Source organism: Streptomyces sp. NPDC094448, from assembly GCF_044763775.1.
Taxonomy (GTDB): Bacteria; Actinomycetota; Actinomycetes; order Streptomycetales; family Streptomycetaceae; genus Streptomyces.
In genome coordinates this window covers 1-14,475 of the sequence record NZ_JBIWGU010000015.1, presented here as the reverse complement: position 1 = coordinate 14,475, position 14,475 = coordinate 1, and the positions used below count along the sequence as shown (strand labels likewise).

The window sequence follows — 14,475 nt, the reverse complement described above, 5'->3', positions numbered from 1 at the left end:
CCGCACAGACGAGCTGTCGGGAAATCCCTGCGGATCGGCGCTCGTGGGGCAACACTGGGATCGGACCGAGAGATACGGGGGGCGGCCATGAACACCTCATCGAGCCGCAGGAAACTGATCACACCACAGCGAAAGAACCTGCCCATGTGCCAGCACCAGCCTTCGTGCCCGACATCAGATTCAGCCGACCGGGATGCCGCCCGTCTGGTGGCCCACCACCCGGAGCAGGGCTGGAGCCTGCTCTGCAACGGCGTTCTCCTGTTCGAGGACACGGGCGAGCTGCTGCCGGACGGACAGATCATCGCACCGCACCGCCCGCTGGTGGCGGCGCGGGCCGCCTGAGCGCACCGGCGGAAACGACCGGGGGCCGGACGGTGTGCGGACGCACGCTCCGTACCGGCCCCGGGACCTCGGCCCTCCGTCAGCCTTCGTAGGCGTCCAGCGGTGGGCAGGAGCAGACGAGATTGCGGTCGCCGAAGGCACCGTCGATCCGGCGCACCGGCGGCCAGTACTTGTCCGCCGCGCTCACCCCGGCCGGGAAGACGGCCTCGTCACGGCTGTACGGGTGCTCCCACTCGCCGCCCAGCGCGGCCGCGGTGTGCGGCGCGTTGCCGAGCGGGTTGTCGTCCGCGGGCCAGCCGCCCGAGGCGACCTTCTCGATCTCGCCACGGATCGCGATCATGGCTTCGCAGAAGCGGTCGACCTCGGCCAGGTTCTCGCTCTCGGTCGGTTCGATCATCAGGGTGCCCGCCACCGGGAACGACATCGTCGGCGCGTGGAAGCCGTAGTCGATCAGCCGCTTGGCGATATCGTCGACGCTGACCCCGGTCGCCTTGGTGAGCGGACGCAGGTCGATGATGCACTCGTGGGCGACGAGCCCGCCGGGGCCGGTGTAGAGCACCGGGTAGTGCGGTTCCAGCCGCTTGGCGATGTAGTTGGCGGCGAGCACCGCCACCTGGGTGGCCCGCTTGAGCCCCTCGCCGCCCATCAGCCGGACATAGGCCCAGGAGATGGGCAGGATGCCCGCCGAGCCCCAGGGGGCCGCGGAGATCGGGCCGACACCGGTCGCCGGACCGGCCTCGGGCTGGAGCGGGTGGTTGGGGAGATAGGGCGCCAGATGCGCCCGGACGGCCACCGGGCCGACACCGGGGCCACCGCCGCCGTGCGGGATGCAGAAGGTCTTGTGCAGGTTCAGATGCGATACGTCGCCGCCGAACTCTCCCGGCTTCGCCAGCCCCACCAGCGCGTTCAGATTGGCACCGTCGACGTACACCTGGCCGCCGGCCTCGTGGACCAGGGCGCAGATATCGGCGACGTGCTCCTCGAACACGCCGTGCGTGGACGGGTAGGTGATCATCAGTACGGAGAGTTCGTCGCGGTACTGCTCGATCTTGGCGCGCAGATCGTCGAGGTCGACCTCGCCGTCGTCGGCAGTCTTCACCACGACGACCTTCATGCCCGCCATCACCGCGCTCGCGGCGTTGGTGCCGTGCGCCGAGGACGGGATGAGGCAGACGGTACGGGCGGTGTCGCCGTTGGCCCGGTGGTAGGCACGGACGGCGAGGAGCCCGGCCAGTTCGCCCTGGGAGCCGGCATTGGGCTGGATGGAGACCTTGGCGTAGCCGGTGACCTCGGCCAGCCGCTCCTCCAGCTCCCGGATCAGCGTCAGATATCCGGCGGCCTGGTCGATGGGGGCGAAGGGGTGGATCCGGCCGAATTCGGGCCAGGTGACCGGCTCCATCTCGGTGGTCGCGTTCAGCTTCATCGTGCAGGAGCCGAGCGGGATCATGCCCCGGTCCAGCGCGTAGTCGCGGTCCGCGAGCCGGCGCAGATAGCGCAGCATGGCGGTCTCGGAACGGTGCTGGTGGAAGACCGGGTGGGCAAGGAAGTCGCCGGTCCGCTCCAGCGCGCCGGGGAGGGCGTCGGCCCCGGCCGCGTCGAGGGCGTCGATATCGGCGTCGACGCCGAAGGCGGCCCAGACCGCGGTGACCGCGGCCCGGTCGGTGGTCTCGTCACAGGCGACGGAGAGATGGGCGTCGTCCACGAGACGGAGGTTGACCCCGCCCTCGCGGGCGGCGGCGACCACACCGGCGGCCCGCCCGGGTACGCGTACCGTCACCGTGTCGAAGTACTGACCGTGGACGATCTCGACACCGCCCGCCGCCAGACCCGCGGCGAGCACGGTGGCGTAGCGGTGGGTGCGCCGGGCGATGGACCGCAGCCCGTCGGGGCCGTGGTAGACCGCGTACATCCCGGCCATCACCGCCAGCAGCACCTGGGCCGTACAGATGTTGCTGGTGGCCTTCTCGCGGCGGATGTGCTGCTCACGGGTCTGGAGGGCGAGGCGGTAGGCCTTGTTCCCGTCCGCGTCGACGGAGACGCCGACAAGGCGGCCGGGGAGGCTGCGGGCGAACTTCTCGCGGACCGCCATAAAGCCCGCGTGGGGACCGCCGAAGCCCATCGGGACGCCGAAGCGCTGGGTGGTGCCGACGGCGATATCCGCGCCCAGCTCCCCGGGGGAGGCCAGCAGGGTGAGGGCGAGCAGATCGGTGGCGACCGTGACGACGGCCCCGAGGCCCTGTGCCTGCTCGATGACCGGCCGCGGATCGCGGACGGCACCGGAGGCGCCCGGGTACTGGAGCAGGACGCCGAAGACACCGCGTTCCGCGATCTCCGCCGGGATGCCGTCGCTCAGATCTGCGGTGACGACCTCGACCCCGGTCGGCTCGGCGCGGGTCTCGATGACGGCGATGGTCTGCGGCAGGACATCGGCGTCGACGAGGAAGACGCCGTCCTTGACCTTGCCGACGCGCCGGGAGAGCGCCATCGCCTCGGCGGCGGCGGTGGCCTCGTCCAGGAGGGAGGCGCCGGAGGTGGGCAGGCCCGTCAGCTCGGCGACCATCGTCTGGAAGTTCAGCAGCGCCTCCAGCCGGCCCTGCGAGATCTCCGGCTGGTACGGCGTGTACGCGGTGTACCAGGAAGGGTTCTCCATGACATTGCGCAGCACGACCGGCGGGGTGAAGGTGTCGTAGTAGCCGAGGCCGATCATCGACCTCAGGACCGTGTTGCGGTCGGCGAGGGCGCGCAGCTCCGCGATGACCTCGGGCTCGGTGCGGGCGTCCGGCAGCCCCAGCGCCCCGGCGCTCTTGATCGCGTCGGGCACCGCGGCGGCGGTCAGCTCGTCCAGCGAGCCGTAGCCGACCTGCGCCAGCATTTTGGCCTGGGCCTCGGCATCGGGACCTATGTGGCGCTGCTCGAAGGGCGTTCCCTGCTCCAGGCTCCGGAGCGGGATGCGGTTGGCGGTCATACAGGCGGCCTCCTGGTCTGCTACGACCCGGTGAGGGGCACCCCGGCGGATGCCCGGGACGGCCTCCCCCTCTGTCATCTCAACCTGAGAGCTTCACCGGTCCGCCCATGGCGGGGGCGCGCCGGCTTTCACCGTCGGTGAGAGCGGCTGCCGTACGGCACCCGCTCCACTTTCCAGAGTGACCTCGCCCGTGCGGTACAGGTGCCTGAGAGATTCCGGGGAGGATTTGCTCCTTCGGCGCCACCGTCGTTGTGCCGGTGGACTCTCCCGCGCGGGGTCAACAGCCGCTGCCAGCCTACCAGCGCACTCTTCGGCCGGAGTGGCTCGTGATCGCTCAAGTGGCCGACGTCCGTGTTGTGCACTTTCGTGGATTTTGAACGTGTTGGGCACAGCAGTTGCGACCTGGAGGAGGGACCGTGCAGACCGATATGGATCCGCGCAGCCTGATCGGCCGCAAGGCTTACGACCGCGACGGCGTGAAGATAGGAACCGTCGACGAGGTGTATCTGGACGACGCCACCGGGTCACCCGAATGGGCGGCCGTCCGCACCGGGCTGTTCAGCCGGGACGCCTTCGTCCCCCTGGAGCCGAGCACAATGGTCGGCGACACCCTGCGCGTCCCCTACGAACGCACCCTGATCAGGGGCGCGCCGGGCTTCGGCGTCGGCCGCCATCTCTCCCCCGAGCAGGAGCTTCAGCTCTACCGCCACTACGGGATCGAGCTGTCCGCAGCTCCCGATCCATCCGTCCCGGACCGCTCCTTCGGCTCGGTCGCCGGCGAGGAGGACTGATCCTCCGGCGGCATCATGGGATCGGCGGGATCGGGGGGCGCCACGAGCGGCAGCGGCTCGGAGGGCGTCAGCCCGGGATCGTCCACCCGGAAGGTCCGTACCCGCCCGATCTCGCCCCGGGGCACCTCGAACCGGACGGTGACCCGGCCGACGCCGCTGCCCTGCACCCATCCGGGTCCGTGCTCCGCATGCCGTACATCCTGGCCCGGGGACCACTGCCGTACGGCGGCGCCGCCGGGGCCGCTCAGGACGTCCGGGGCGGCCCCGGAGGGTCCGGCGGGCTCCGCCGGGCGCCCGGTGTCCGTACCGGTCGCGGCGTCCTGTCCCGGACCGGGTGCCACGCCCGCGATCAGGCCCGCGGCCTGGGCGAACAGATCCTCCTGAGTCCAGTCGGCGAGCCCCGAGACCCCGACTCCGAGCAGTCTCACTCCCCCGGTGGTGTCCACTCCCTCCAGCAGCCGTGCCGCGGCCTCCCGCACCACCACGGGGTCGTCCGTGGGCCCGCGCAGCGTCTCGGAGCGGGTCAGCGTCGAGAAGTCGTACCGCCGCACCTTCAGCACGATCGTCCGCCCCGAGTGTCCGGACGATCTCAGCCGGCGGACGCACCGGTCGGCGAGCCGCTCGACCTCCAGCCGGATCCGCAGCCGGTCGTGGAGATCGGTGTCGAAGGTGTCCTCCACGGACACCGATTTCATGTCCCGCTCGGCCACCACGGGCCGATCGTCGTGGCCGAGGGCCATCCGGTGCAGCGAAACCCCCTGGGCCCGGCCCAGCAGCCGCACCAGCTCGTCCTCCCCGGCCTCCACCAGTTCGGCGCAGGTCGTGATCCCGGCGCGCCGCAGATGTTCACCGGTGGCCGGGCCCACGCCGGGGATGGTCCGCACCGACAACGGCCCCAGCAGCGCGCGCTCCGTCCCGGGCTCGATGAGGACCAGCCCATCGGGTTTGGCCCGCTCCGACGCGACCTTGGCGATCATCTTCGACGCGGCCAGCCCCACGGAGCCGGTCAGCCCCGTGACCGCTGCTATGTCCGCCCGCAGCCGCTCCCCGACCGCACGGGCCGACGCGGCATCACGGGCCGCGCCGCCCGCTTCCAGATCGACGAAGGCCTCGTCCAGGCTCAACGGCTCCACCAGCGGCGACAGCGCGCCGAGCAACCGCATGACCTGTTCGCTGATCGACCGGTAGAAGGAGAAGCGGGGCACCAGATAGGCGGCGTTGGGCGCGAGCCGCCGGGCCTGGGCCATGGGCATGGCCGAGTGGACCCCGAAACGCCGGGCTTCGTACGACGCCGTGGCGACCACTCCGCGCGGGCCGAGCCCGCCCACCACGACCGGCTTTCCGCGCAGACTCGGCTTCGCCGCCTGTTCGGCGGCGGCGAAGAACGCATCCATGTCCAGATGCAGAATCGTCGGCGCGGATCTCACAGCTCCGATGCTGCCTTACGCCACCGACAACGACGCGGCGGACCGCCCGGTCACACCGCCCGGTCGCGCCGCCGCCGGGCCAGCTCATCGGCCGGATTGTGGCCGACCAGCGTCTCCCCGGTGTCCACGCGCTCGCCGTGCAGTTCGGAGAGGTCCGCCTCGACGTCCCGCCAGACCACCCCGACGGCGATCCCGAAGACGCCCTGGCCTCCCTGGAGCAGATCCACGACCTCGTCGGGCGATGAGCACTCGTAGACCGTCGCGCCGTCGCACATCAGCGTCATGCGCTCCAGATCGGCGAGTTCCCGTCCGCGCAGATGCTGAACAGCGGCCCGGATGTTCTGGAGTGCGACCCCGGTGTCCAGGAACCGTTTGACGATCTTGAGGACCACGATATCGCGGAAGCTGTAGAGCCGCTGGGAGCCCGATCCGTACGCGGGACGGACACTCGGCTCGACCAGTCCCGTACGCGCCCAGTAGTCGAGCTGACGGTAGGTGATCCCGGCCGCCGCACACGCGGTCGGCCCCCGGTATCCGACCGTCTCCTCCGACGCCGGCTGTCCCGCCACGCTCCTTGCGCTCCCACCCCCGTGGAGCGGATACGGCCCACTCTCCATCGGACTCCGTCCGGGAGCCCCCCCCACCGCACCGTCGCCGCTGCTTCTCACGCCGACCCTCCGTCCTCGACCTGCCAACTCGACGGTAGGCAGTCACCAGGGGTGCGTCAACGATCGCCACACTCGGCACGCCGAGTGATAATCACCCTGAGAGTGGTTTGCCGTGCCCTTGTCCGGGGTAAGGCTAGCCGAATGGGCGAAATCGGCCCGTCGCGGCGGTCACTGACTGTTGGTCCCGAAGTCCTCCGGGGAGATCTGGTCGAGGAACTCGCGGAACTTCTCCACCTCGTCCTCCTGCTCGTCGGGGATGGCGATCCCCGCATCGTCGAGGACGTCGTCACTGCCGTAGATCGGTGCACCGGCACGGAGCGCAAGCGCTATGGCGTCGGAGGGACGGGCGCTGACCTCGACCCCGCCGGAGAACACCAGCTCCGCGTAGAAGACACCTTCCCGCAGGTCGGTGATGCGCACCTCGGTCAGCTCCTGACCCAGCGCGTCCAGCACGTCCTTGAAGAGGTCATGAGTCAGCGGTCTGGCCGGTGCCATGCCCTGCTGGCCGAGGGCGATCGCGGTCGCCTCCCCGGGGCCGATCCAAATGGGGAGGTACCGATCGCCTCCCACTTCTCGCAGGAGCACGATCGGTTGATTGGAGGGCATCTCCACCCGGACACCCACAACGTCGAGCTCGTTCACACAGCAACCCTAGGCCGTGACCGGTCCCTTTGGATAGTCGGGCTGGGCCGTGATCAGTCGATGCGCACGCCGAGGGAGGTCTCCATCAGAGCGGCATGGAGCCGTACGGACAGGGTCGCCAGCTCCTTGGCCGTGGCCTCGGCCCGGGCTCTGGTCCGCGGATTGGGATGCCGCCGCAAGGGTGCCACCACCTGCTCGACGAGCCCCGCCTCCCGGTCGGCAGCGGCCCGCATGGCCCGCAGATGGCGGGGTTCGAGACCGAACCGGCCCAGATCGGCTACGAGCCGGGCCACCGTGACGGCCCCGGCGTCGAAGGAACCGTCGGCCGCGGCCGTGAGCAGTCCGTAGGACTCCCAGGCCGCCAGTTCCTCCGGGCCCACCCCGGCGGCGGCCAGCAGCTCGACCCGGCCGATCCGGGCCGCGGTGGGCCGATCGGCCTCCGCCGGCGCTCCCGGGCCCGCAGGGCCCGGACCGCCCCCGGAACCGTCGGCCGCCTCCGGCTGCGGCCCCGGGGCGGGCAGCAGCGGCTGCTCCCCCCGGGCCACGGCGTCGAGATGCTCCCGGATGACCTTCAGCGGCAGATAGTGGTCCCGCTGCATCCGCAGCACCTGGGCCAGCCTCTCCACATCCGCCCGGGAGAACTTTCGGTACCCCGATGGGGTACGCCGGGGCTCGACGAGCCCCTCCGCCTCCAGAAAGCGGATCTTGGAGATGGTGACCTCGGGAAACTCGTCCTGAAGCCGGGTGAGCACCGTGCCGATGCTCATCAGCCTCTCTCCCGCGCCGGCGGCGCCGTTCCCGGCGCCGCCCGTCGGTGTTCGCAGCATGTGCCTTCCCACGGATGAACCGCGACGGCCGGCGATCAGTAGCCCCGCTGGCTCGCGTGGCTCGCGTAGAAGACCAGCCGGTACTTGCCGATCTGAACCTCGTCACCGCTCGTCAGATACACGGAGTCGATGGGCTCACGGTTGACGTACGTGCCGTTGAGGCTGCCGACGTCGGCGACGCTGAAGCTGCCGTCCTGGCCTCTGCGGAACTCCACATGACGGCGGGAGACGGTCACGTCGTCGAGGAAGATATCGCTCTGCGGGTGACGGCCCGCGGTCGTCAGGTCCCCGTCGAGCAGGAAACGGCTGCCCGAGTTCGGTCCGCGGCGCACCACCAGCAGCGCCGATCCCAGCGGCAGGGCGTCCACCGCGGCCTGGGCCTCCGGCGACAGCGACGGCAGCTGGGTCTGACCGGTCGTCTCGGAGTCGTACGCCTCCAGACCCGAGATGGAGATCGTCGACGTCGTCTCCGAGGACCGCTCGGCCACCACACCGGGCTTCAGCGGCGCACCGCAGTTGGAGCAGAACCGGCTGGACTCGGGGTTGCGGTTACCGCACCTCGTACAGACCGTCACACCCGCCATGGAAGGATCCTCCTGCCGCGGCTGCCCCCCACGGGGGTTGGTCGCATAGGGGTCGGGGGCATACCCCCCACCCACACCCGAGGTCGATGATTCACCGAAACCTATGCGCCCGGCACCGGCAGGGTCAACCGACGACGCGCCAGGGCCGGGGGGAACCTCTCCGCCCCCCTGACCACCCACCTCGTCCCGGAACAGCGGCCGCCGGCCGCCCTGCTCCTCCTCCTGCTGACCCTGACGACGCGCACGGTGCCTGGCGTTGCCGCCGTCCTCGCGTGCGCTCTTGCCGAACAACTTCGAAAACAACTTCACGGGCGATTCCCCTTGACCGAAATAGACCCGCCCGCGGGGCAGGACGCACTCTCAGCGACGCCTGCCGACCCGGACATCCTCACAACGTCCGTACCCACCGGACAGTTTCCATCACACCGCGCGAAGTCGTCGTACCGACCTCCCACGGCTTCGTGCCCCGGTATCCGGAGCACCGTTCCCCGGTGACTCACCGTGCTGACGACCGAGCGTAGTCAGGCTGCTTCTCGGGTCGCAAGGCGTCCACGACGATCTTCTCGGAGCGGACCACCGTGGCCGTGGCCTGCTCCTTCTCCAGTGTCCGCACGATCCCCCCGGGAATGTTCAGGGCCGGCTCCAGATCCTGCGGCTTTCCGATCACCTCGAACCGGTACGGCGCGTCGATCTTCCTGCCGCCCACTTCGACGTTCCCACCGGAACCGGTGAAGTACGTGTCCGCGACGACGCGGTGGCCGTTGACCTCGATCGCCTCGGCGCCCGCGGCCCGCAGCTCCTGCACGGCGTCGAGGAGCATGTCCGGCTCCACCGTGCCCGACCGGTCGTCGACGGTGAGCGTGATACCCGGTCCCTGTGCCGCAACCGTACCGGCGAGGATGCCGAGCTGCTGCTCCTTCTGCCGGGTCTGCCGGCGGGCCTCCTCCGCCTGGTCCGAACTGGTCTCCAGTTCGGTCCGCTGCTGCTCCAGCCTGCGCTTCTCGTCCTCCAGCCGTTGGGTACGGCTGTCCAGCTCGTCCAGGATCCTCACCAGGTCCTCCTGGCGGGCGCCGCGCAGCGCACTGTTGTCGCTGGTGGAACGGACCTGGATGGCGAGCCCCAGACCGAGGACGAAGAGCAGCAGCGCCACCGTGAGTTGGGCCCGGGTGATCCGCGGCGGCCAGAGTCCGGCCTTCAGCCGCTGCCGCCCGGTCGGCCGTCCGCGGCCCGCGGTACCGCTGCCGGGTGCGGCCCCGGGGGTGGCAGCCGCGGAACTCTCCCGCCCGTCCCGTCCGCCGAACCCGCCGGGGTTCCGGTCGCTGTCCACCGGCCTCACGCCTGGAAGACGTGGCGGCGGATCGCGGCCGCGTTCGAGAAGATCCGGATACCCAGCACGACCACCACGCCCGTCGACAGCTGAGCGCCGACGCCGAGCTTGTCGCCGAGGAACACGATCAGCGCGGCGACCACCACGTTCGACAGGAACGAGACGACGAAGACCTTGTCGACGAAGATCCCGTCGAGCATGGCCCGCAGCCCCCCGAACACGGCGTCGAGGGCCGCCACGACGGCGATCGGCAGATAGGGCTCGACCACCGCCGGTACCTCGGGCCGGACCAGCAGGCCGGCCACGACTCCCACGACGAGGCCCAGTACGGCGATCACGATGTGCCCTTCCCTGTGTCGATCCGCCCCTGCCCGCTCCCCTTCGGGGCTTCGGGGGTTCCCGGTTGCGCTGTACGTACGATCAGGCTCGGAGCAGCCGGAAGCCGCACCCTGTCCTCAGTGGAGATGCTGAAACGGATCCCGAAGTTCTCCTTCAGCGCGTGAAGATAGTGTCCGTCCGCGCTGTCCTGGAACGTCGTGTTCAGCTTCTTGCCGTCCCCCACCGCGAGCACCGTGTACGGCGGCACCAGCGGTCTGTTGTCGACCAGTATGGCGTCACCGGCGGCCCGGATCGCCGACAGGGCGGTCAACCGCTGTCCGTTGATGGCAACGGACTCCGCGCCGGACTCCCACAGCCCGTTGACGACGCGCTGCATATCGCGGTCCCGGACCCGGCCGGTGTCGCTGAAGCCGCTGCTCTCGCGCGGTCCGTCACCGCCCCCGGCGGTGCCCTTGGCGTCGTCGACGACGAGTTTCACCCCGGGGCCCTCGACGTCCGTGGCCCCGGCGAGCAGGGAGACCGCCCGGCCCCGGTCGTCTTCGTCGGCGCTCAGGGCTTTCCGCTGACGCTCCCCCACTTCGGTGCGGAGCTTGTCGACATCGCGTTCCAGCGCATCCACATCGGCGGTCTCGGTGTCGATGCGGCTGATCAGCTTCTCGCGTTCCTTGGCGACCACGGGTGCCGATATCCGGGCCTCCGCGGCCCCGACGGTGACGATGCCGGCGGTGAGCACCAGGCCCGCTCCCAGCCACAGTTTCGCCCGGAGGGTACGGGGCAGCCCGCCTCCCTCGGCACGGCGCGCAGCCGCCTCCGCGTACCCGTCGTCGAGGCTGTGTTCCATCACATTGGTCAGCAGCGACATCGACGCATCGGGGCGCGCGGGCGCCGGACCGGGACGCGGACCGGTGCTCCGAACGGGGGGCTGCTGCGGCATGCCGCACATCGTCGCACGTCGTCGGCGATACCGCCGAATGGCCCCACCGGCGGGGGGGGGGGGGGGGGGGGGGGGGGGGGGGGGGGCCGGCCCGGGGGGGGGGGGGGGGCCCCCGCCCCCCCGGGCGCCCCGGGGGGAAAAACCCCCCGGGGCGCCCCCCGGGGGGGGGGGGGGGGGGCCCGGGGGGGGCCCCCCCCCCCCACCCCGTGGTGCGTCAGTGACCTGCGCTGTCGACCACGGCGGCCCATTCGTCGAGGAGGGCCTTGGCGGAGGCGTCGTCGGGCCCTTCGGCCCACAGCCGGGTGACGGCCTCGGCCGGATCGGGCAGCACCATCACCCAGCGCCCGTCGGTCTCCACGACCCGTACGCCGTCGGTGGTGTCCACCTGCCGTTCCCCGGCGGCTTCGACGACGCGCCGCATCACCAGGCCCTTGACGGCCCACGGGGTCGCCAGATCGCGTTTGAGCACATGTGCCCGGGGAATCCGGGCGTCGATCTGGCTGAGCGTCAACTGGGTCCGGGCGACCAGTCCCACCAGCCGTACGAGGGCGGCGGTACCGTCGAAGACGCTGCTGAACTCGGGGACGATGAACCCGCCGCGGCCGTCGCCGCCGAATACGGTGGTCTCCTCACGGCCCACCCGGGTCAGATCGTCGGGCGAGGTCGTGGTCCACTCCACCTCGGTGCCGTGGTAGGCCGCCACCTGTTCCGCGATCCGGGTGGTGGTCACCGGAAGGGCGACTCTGCCGCTGCGCCGCTCGGCGGCGACCAGGTCGAGGAGGACCAGCAGGGCCCGGTCGTCCTCGATGATCCGGCCGCGTTCGTCGACGAGGGAGAGCCGTTCGCCGACGGGGTCGAATCTGACTCCGAAGGCGGCGCGGGCGGAGGCCACGATCTCGCCCAGCCGGACCAGTCCCGCCCTGCGGGTCTCCGCGGACTCCGTCGGGCGGGCTTCGTCGAGACCGGGGTTGATGGTCAGCGCGTCCACGCCGAGTCGGCCGAGCAGGCTGGGCAGAACGAGGCCCGCGCTGCCGTTGGACGCGTCGACGACGACCTTGAGTCCGGATTCGGCGACCCCGGTGGTGTCGACGTTGCGGAGCAGGGAGCCGGTGTACGAGTCGAAGACGCTCGCCGGGAAGTGCAGGTCCCCGATCTCGCCGGGGAACGCCCGCCGGTACTCCTGCCGGGCGTAGACCCGGTCCAGCTTGCGCTGTCCGGCCTGGGAGAGGTCGGCGCCCCGTTCGTCGAAGAACATGATGTCGACGGAGTCCGGTACACCGGGCGACGTACGGATCATGATGCCGCCGGCGCTGCCGCGTGCCGTCTGCTGCCGGGCGACGGGCAGCGGGACGTTCTCCAGGTCGCGTACGTCGATCGCGCTGGCCTGGAGTGCGGAGATCACCGCGCGTTTGAGGGCGCGGGCGCCGCGGGAGTGGTCACGGGCGGTGGTGACGGTGGCACCCTTTTTGAGCGTGGTCGCGTAGGCGCCTGCCAGCCGGACGGCCAGCTCGGGGGTGATCTCCACATTGAGGATTCCGGAGACTCCGCGGGCACCGAAGAGATGTGCCTGACCCCGGGACTCCCAGATCACCGAGGTGTTGACGAAGGCACCGGCTTCGATGGTCTTGAACGGGTAGACCCGTACGTTGCCCTGGACGATCGACTCCTCACCGACGAGGCATTCGTCGCCGATGACGGCGCCGTCCTCGATGCGGGCGGCCCGCATGATGTCGGTGTTCTTGCCGACGACGCAGCCCCGGAGATTACAGTGCTCCCCGATGTACACATTGTCGTGGATCACGGCCTTGTGCAGGAAGGCGCCGCTTTTGACGACGACGTTGGAGCCGACGACCGTATGCTCCCGGATCTCCGCGTCGGCTTCGACCTTGGCGTAGTCGCCGATGTAGAGGGGACCGCGCAGGACGGCCTCGGGGTGGACTTCGGCGCCTTCCGCGATCCATACGCCGGGCGAGATCTCGAAGCCGTCCAGCTCCACCTCGACTTTTCCTTCGAGGACGTCGGCCTGGGCCTTCACATAGCTTTCGTGGGTGCCGACGTCCTCCCAGTAGCCTTCGGCGACATAGCCATAGATCGGCTTGCCGTCCTTCATCAGCTGCGGGAACACATCACCGGACCAGTCGACCGGGACATCGGCTTCGACGTAGTCGAAGACTTCCGGTTCCATGACATAGATACCGGTGTTCACGGTGTCCGAGAAAACCTGGCCCCAGGTCGGTTTCTCCAGGAAACGTTCGACTTTTCCGGCCTCGTCGACGATGGTGATGCCGAACTCCAGAGGGTTCGGCACCCGGGTCAAGCAGACGGTGACCATGGCACCCTTCTCCTTGTGGAAGGAGATCAGGTCGGTCAGATCGAAATCGGTGAGGGCATCACCGGAAATGACGAGGAATGCATCGTCCCTGAGCGCTTCCTCGGCATTCTTCACACTGCCCGCGGTGCCGAGTGGCTTCTCCTCGTTGGCATAGGTGAGCTCCATACCGAGTTCTTCGCCGTCACCGAAGTAATTCTTGACGAGGGAGGCGAGGAACTGCACGGTCACCACGGTTTCGGTGAGTCCGTGCCGCTTGAGCAGCCGCAGCACATGCTCCATAATCGGCCGGTTAGCGACCGGTAGGAGCGGCTTGGGCATGCTGGAAGTCATGGGGCGAAGCCGGGTTCCTTCGCCACCGGCCATCACGACGGCCTTCATGTCGGAAGCGTCCTCCTTGGGAGACGACGGCCCAGCCGACTGCGCTCGTCCTAAGAGGCCCTCTTGGCGTCATACGCGGCCGGCCACACTGCACAGCCGCGCATCAACGAGGTCAATCGGCCGCTGTATCCGCCTTGACGAGACGGCGGACCTGGACCACATACAGGATCCCTGCCCACCAATACAGAGTTGTACCCCATCCGGCGAAGGCCCATCCGAAAACGGCGGCAAGTGACGCAAGCCACCCCGACCCGTCACTCAGGAGGAGCAGTGGGAACGCGTACATCAGGTTGAACGTGGCGGCCTTGCCGAGGAAGTTCACCTGTGGCGGGGGATAGCCGTGGCGCCGGAGGATCCACACCATCACCAGGAGCATCGCTTCCCGTGCCAAAAGGGCCGCGGTGAGCCAGATCGGCAGGATCTCCCGCCAGGTGAGTCCGACCAGAGTGGACAGGATGTACAAGCGGTCTGCGGCGGGGTCGAGGAGCCGGCCCAGGCTGCTGATCTGGTTCCAGCGGCGGGCGAGTTTTCCGTCGAGATAGTCGGTGACTCCGCTGAGCATCAGTACGAGCAGTGCCCAGCCGTCGCTCTTGGGTCCACCGAACTCGGGGCGGAGGATCAGCCACAGGAACAGCGGCACTCCGGCCAGCCGGGCCATGCTGAGGATGTTGGGGATGGTGAGCACCCGGTCCGTCTGAACGCGGGTCTCCTGGACCTCCACCCGGAGCCTCCTGGGGAACGTGATGACGATGCCCCCCGACTTTACCGTCAGCGGTGCCTCATCCCGCGCACAGGGGTAGGGGTTCGATCGGGAATATGTGCCTGGAAATGCAGAAAGGCCCCGCACAGTGTGCGGGGCCTTCCCATCAAAAATTGTTCGGCGGCGTCCTACTCTCCCACAGGGTCCCCCCTGCAGTAC

13 protein-coding genes and 1 riboswitch are annotated in these 14,475 nt (G+C 69.8%); of the genes, 2 read left to right on the top strand and 11 right to left on the bottom strand.

Annotated elements, in window-relative coordinates:
- Positions 1–144: 144 nt before the first annotated feature.
- Positions 145–342, top strand: coding sequence for a DUF5999 family protein (locus tag ACIQ9E_RS26005; protein WP_403710943.1), 198 nt, complete (start codon positions 145–147; stop codon positions 340–342).
- Between the two features lie 79 nt (positions 343–421).
- On the opposite strand, the gene gcvP is transcribed toward ACIQ9E_RS26005, so the two are convergent.
- Entirely contained in the window at positions 422–3,307 is a 2,886-nt protein-coding gene (gcvP, locus tag ACIQ9E_RS26000; protein ID WP_403710941.1) for an aminomethyl-transferring glycine dehydrogenase, read from the bottom strand.
- 183 nt (positions 3,308–3,490) lie between these two features.
- Positions 3,491–3,587: riboswitch (glycine riboswitch) on the bottom strand.
- Positions 3,588–3,723: 136 nt separating this feature from the next.
- Here gcvP and ACIQ9E_RS25995 point away from each other — a divergent pair.
- Complete coding sequence (locus ACIQ9E_RS25995; protein WP_403710939.1) at positions 3,724–4,098, top strand: PRC-barrel domain-containing protein; 375 nt, start codon at positions 3,724–3,726, stop codon at positions 4,096–4,098.
- Here ACIQ9E_RS25995 and ACIQ9E_RS25990 read toward each other — a convergent pair.
- From ACIQ9E_RS25990 to ACIQ9E_RS25945, 10 genes are all read right to left on the bottom strand, one after another.
- Positions 4,017–5,525, bottom strand: a complete 1,509-nt coding sequence (locus ACIQ9E_RS25990) for a DNA polymerase IV (RefSeq protein WP_403710937.1) — start codon at positions 5,523–5,525, stop codon at positions 4,017–4,019. The genes ACIQ9E_RS25995 and ACIQ9E_RS25990 overlap by 82 nt on opposite strands.
- 50 nt (positions 5,526–5,575) lie before the next feature.
- Entirely contained in the window at positions 5,576–6,142 is a 567-nt protein-coding gene (locus ACIQ9E_RS25985; protein WP_403710935.1) for a MerR family transcriptional regulator, read from the bottom strand.
- Between the two features lie 219 nt (positions 6,143–6,361).
- A complete protein-coding gene (locus tag ACIQ9E_RS25980) occupies positions 6,362–6,835 on the bottom strand; it encodes a bifunctional nuclease family protein (protein ID WP_006350448.1) in 474 nt (157 codons plus the stop codon).
- Between the two features lie 53 nt (positions 6,836–6,888).
- A complete protein-coding gene (locus ACIQ9E_RS25975; RefSeq protein WP_403710933.1) occupies positions 6,889–7,662 on the bottom strand; it encodes a MerR family transcriptional regulator in 774 nt (257 codons plus the stop codon).
- A 35-nt stretch (positions 7,663–7,697) separates the two neighbouring features.
- Positions 7,698–8,597: an FHA domain-containing protein gene (locus ACIQ9E_RS25970; RefSeq protein ID WP_403711251.1), complete on the bottom strand. Its 900-nt coding sequence runs from the start codon at positions 8,595–8,597 to the stop codon at positions 7,698–7,700.
- A 145-nt stretch (positions 8,598–8,742) separates the two neighbouring features.
- The gene (locus ACIQ9E_RS25965) at positions 8,743–9,573 is read right to left on the bottom strand and encodes a DUF881 domain-containing protein (protein ID WP_403710931.1); all 831 of its coding nucleotides are present in this window, start codon (positions 9,571–9,573) and stop codon (positions 8,743–8,745) included.
- 5 nt (positions 9,574–9,578) lie between these two features.
- Complete coding sequence (locus ACIQ9E_RS25960) at positions 9,579–9,911, bottom strand: small basic family protein (RefSeq protein ID WP_006350443.1); 333 nt, start codon at positions 9,909–9,911, stop codon at positions 9,579–9,581.
- On the bottom strand, positions 9,908–10,846 hold the full coding sequence (locus tag ACIQ9E_RS25955; protein ID WP_403710930.1) for a DUF881 domain-containing protein: 939 nt from the start codon (positions 10,844–10,846) through the stop codon (positions 9,908–9,910). The genes ACIQ9E_RS25960 and ACIQ9E_RS25955 overlap by 4 nt, the downstream gene beginning before the upstream one ends.
- Positions 10,847–11,060: 214 nt before the next feature.
- Positions 11,061–13,556 carry a sugar phosphate nucleotidyltransferase gene (locus ACIQ9E_RS25950; protein ID WP_403710928.1) on the bottom strand — a complete coding sequence of 832 codons (2,496 nt, stop codon included), beginning with the start codon at positions 13,554–13,556 and terminating at the stop codon, positions 11,061–11,063.
- Positions 13,557–13,668: 112 nt separating this feature from the next.
- Positions 13,669–14,277: a CDP-alcohol phosphatidyltransferase family protein gene (locus tag ACIQ9E_RS25945; RefSeq protein ID WP_040916877.1), complete on the bottom strand. Its 609-nt coding sequence runs from the start codon at positions 14,275–14,277 to the stop codon at positions 13,669–13,671.
- Positions 14,278–14,475 lie beyond the last annotated feature (198 nt).

Bases quoted from the DNA above. Each gene is read 5' to 3' on its own strand.
- ACIQ9E_RS26005 (WP_403710943.1), top strand. From the start codon at position 145: ATGTGCCAGCACCAGCCTTCGTGCCCGACATCAGATTCAGCCGACCGG.
- ACIQ9E_RS25985 (WP_403710935.1), bottom strand. From the start codon at position 6,142: ATGGAGAGTGGGCCGTATCCGCTCCACGGGGGTGGGAGCGCAAGGAGC.
- ACIQ9E_RS25955 (WP_403710930.1), bottom strand. From the start codon at position 10,846: ATGCCGCAGCAGCCCCCCGTTCGGAGCACCGGTCCGCGTCCCGGTCCG.
- ACIQ9E_RS25950 (WP_403710928.1), bottom strand. From the start codon at position 13,556: ATGAAGGCCGTCGTGATGGCCGGTGGCGAAGGAACCCGGCTTCGCCCC.
- gcvP (WP_403710941.1), bottom strand. From the start codon at position 3,307: ATGACCGCCAACCGCATCCCGCTCCGGAGCCTGGAGCAGGGAACGCCC.
- ACIQ9E_RS25975 (WP_403710933.1), bottom strand. From the start codon at position 7,662: ATGCTGCGAACACCGACGGGCGGCGCCGGGAACGGCGCCGCCGGCGCG.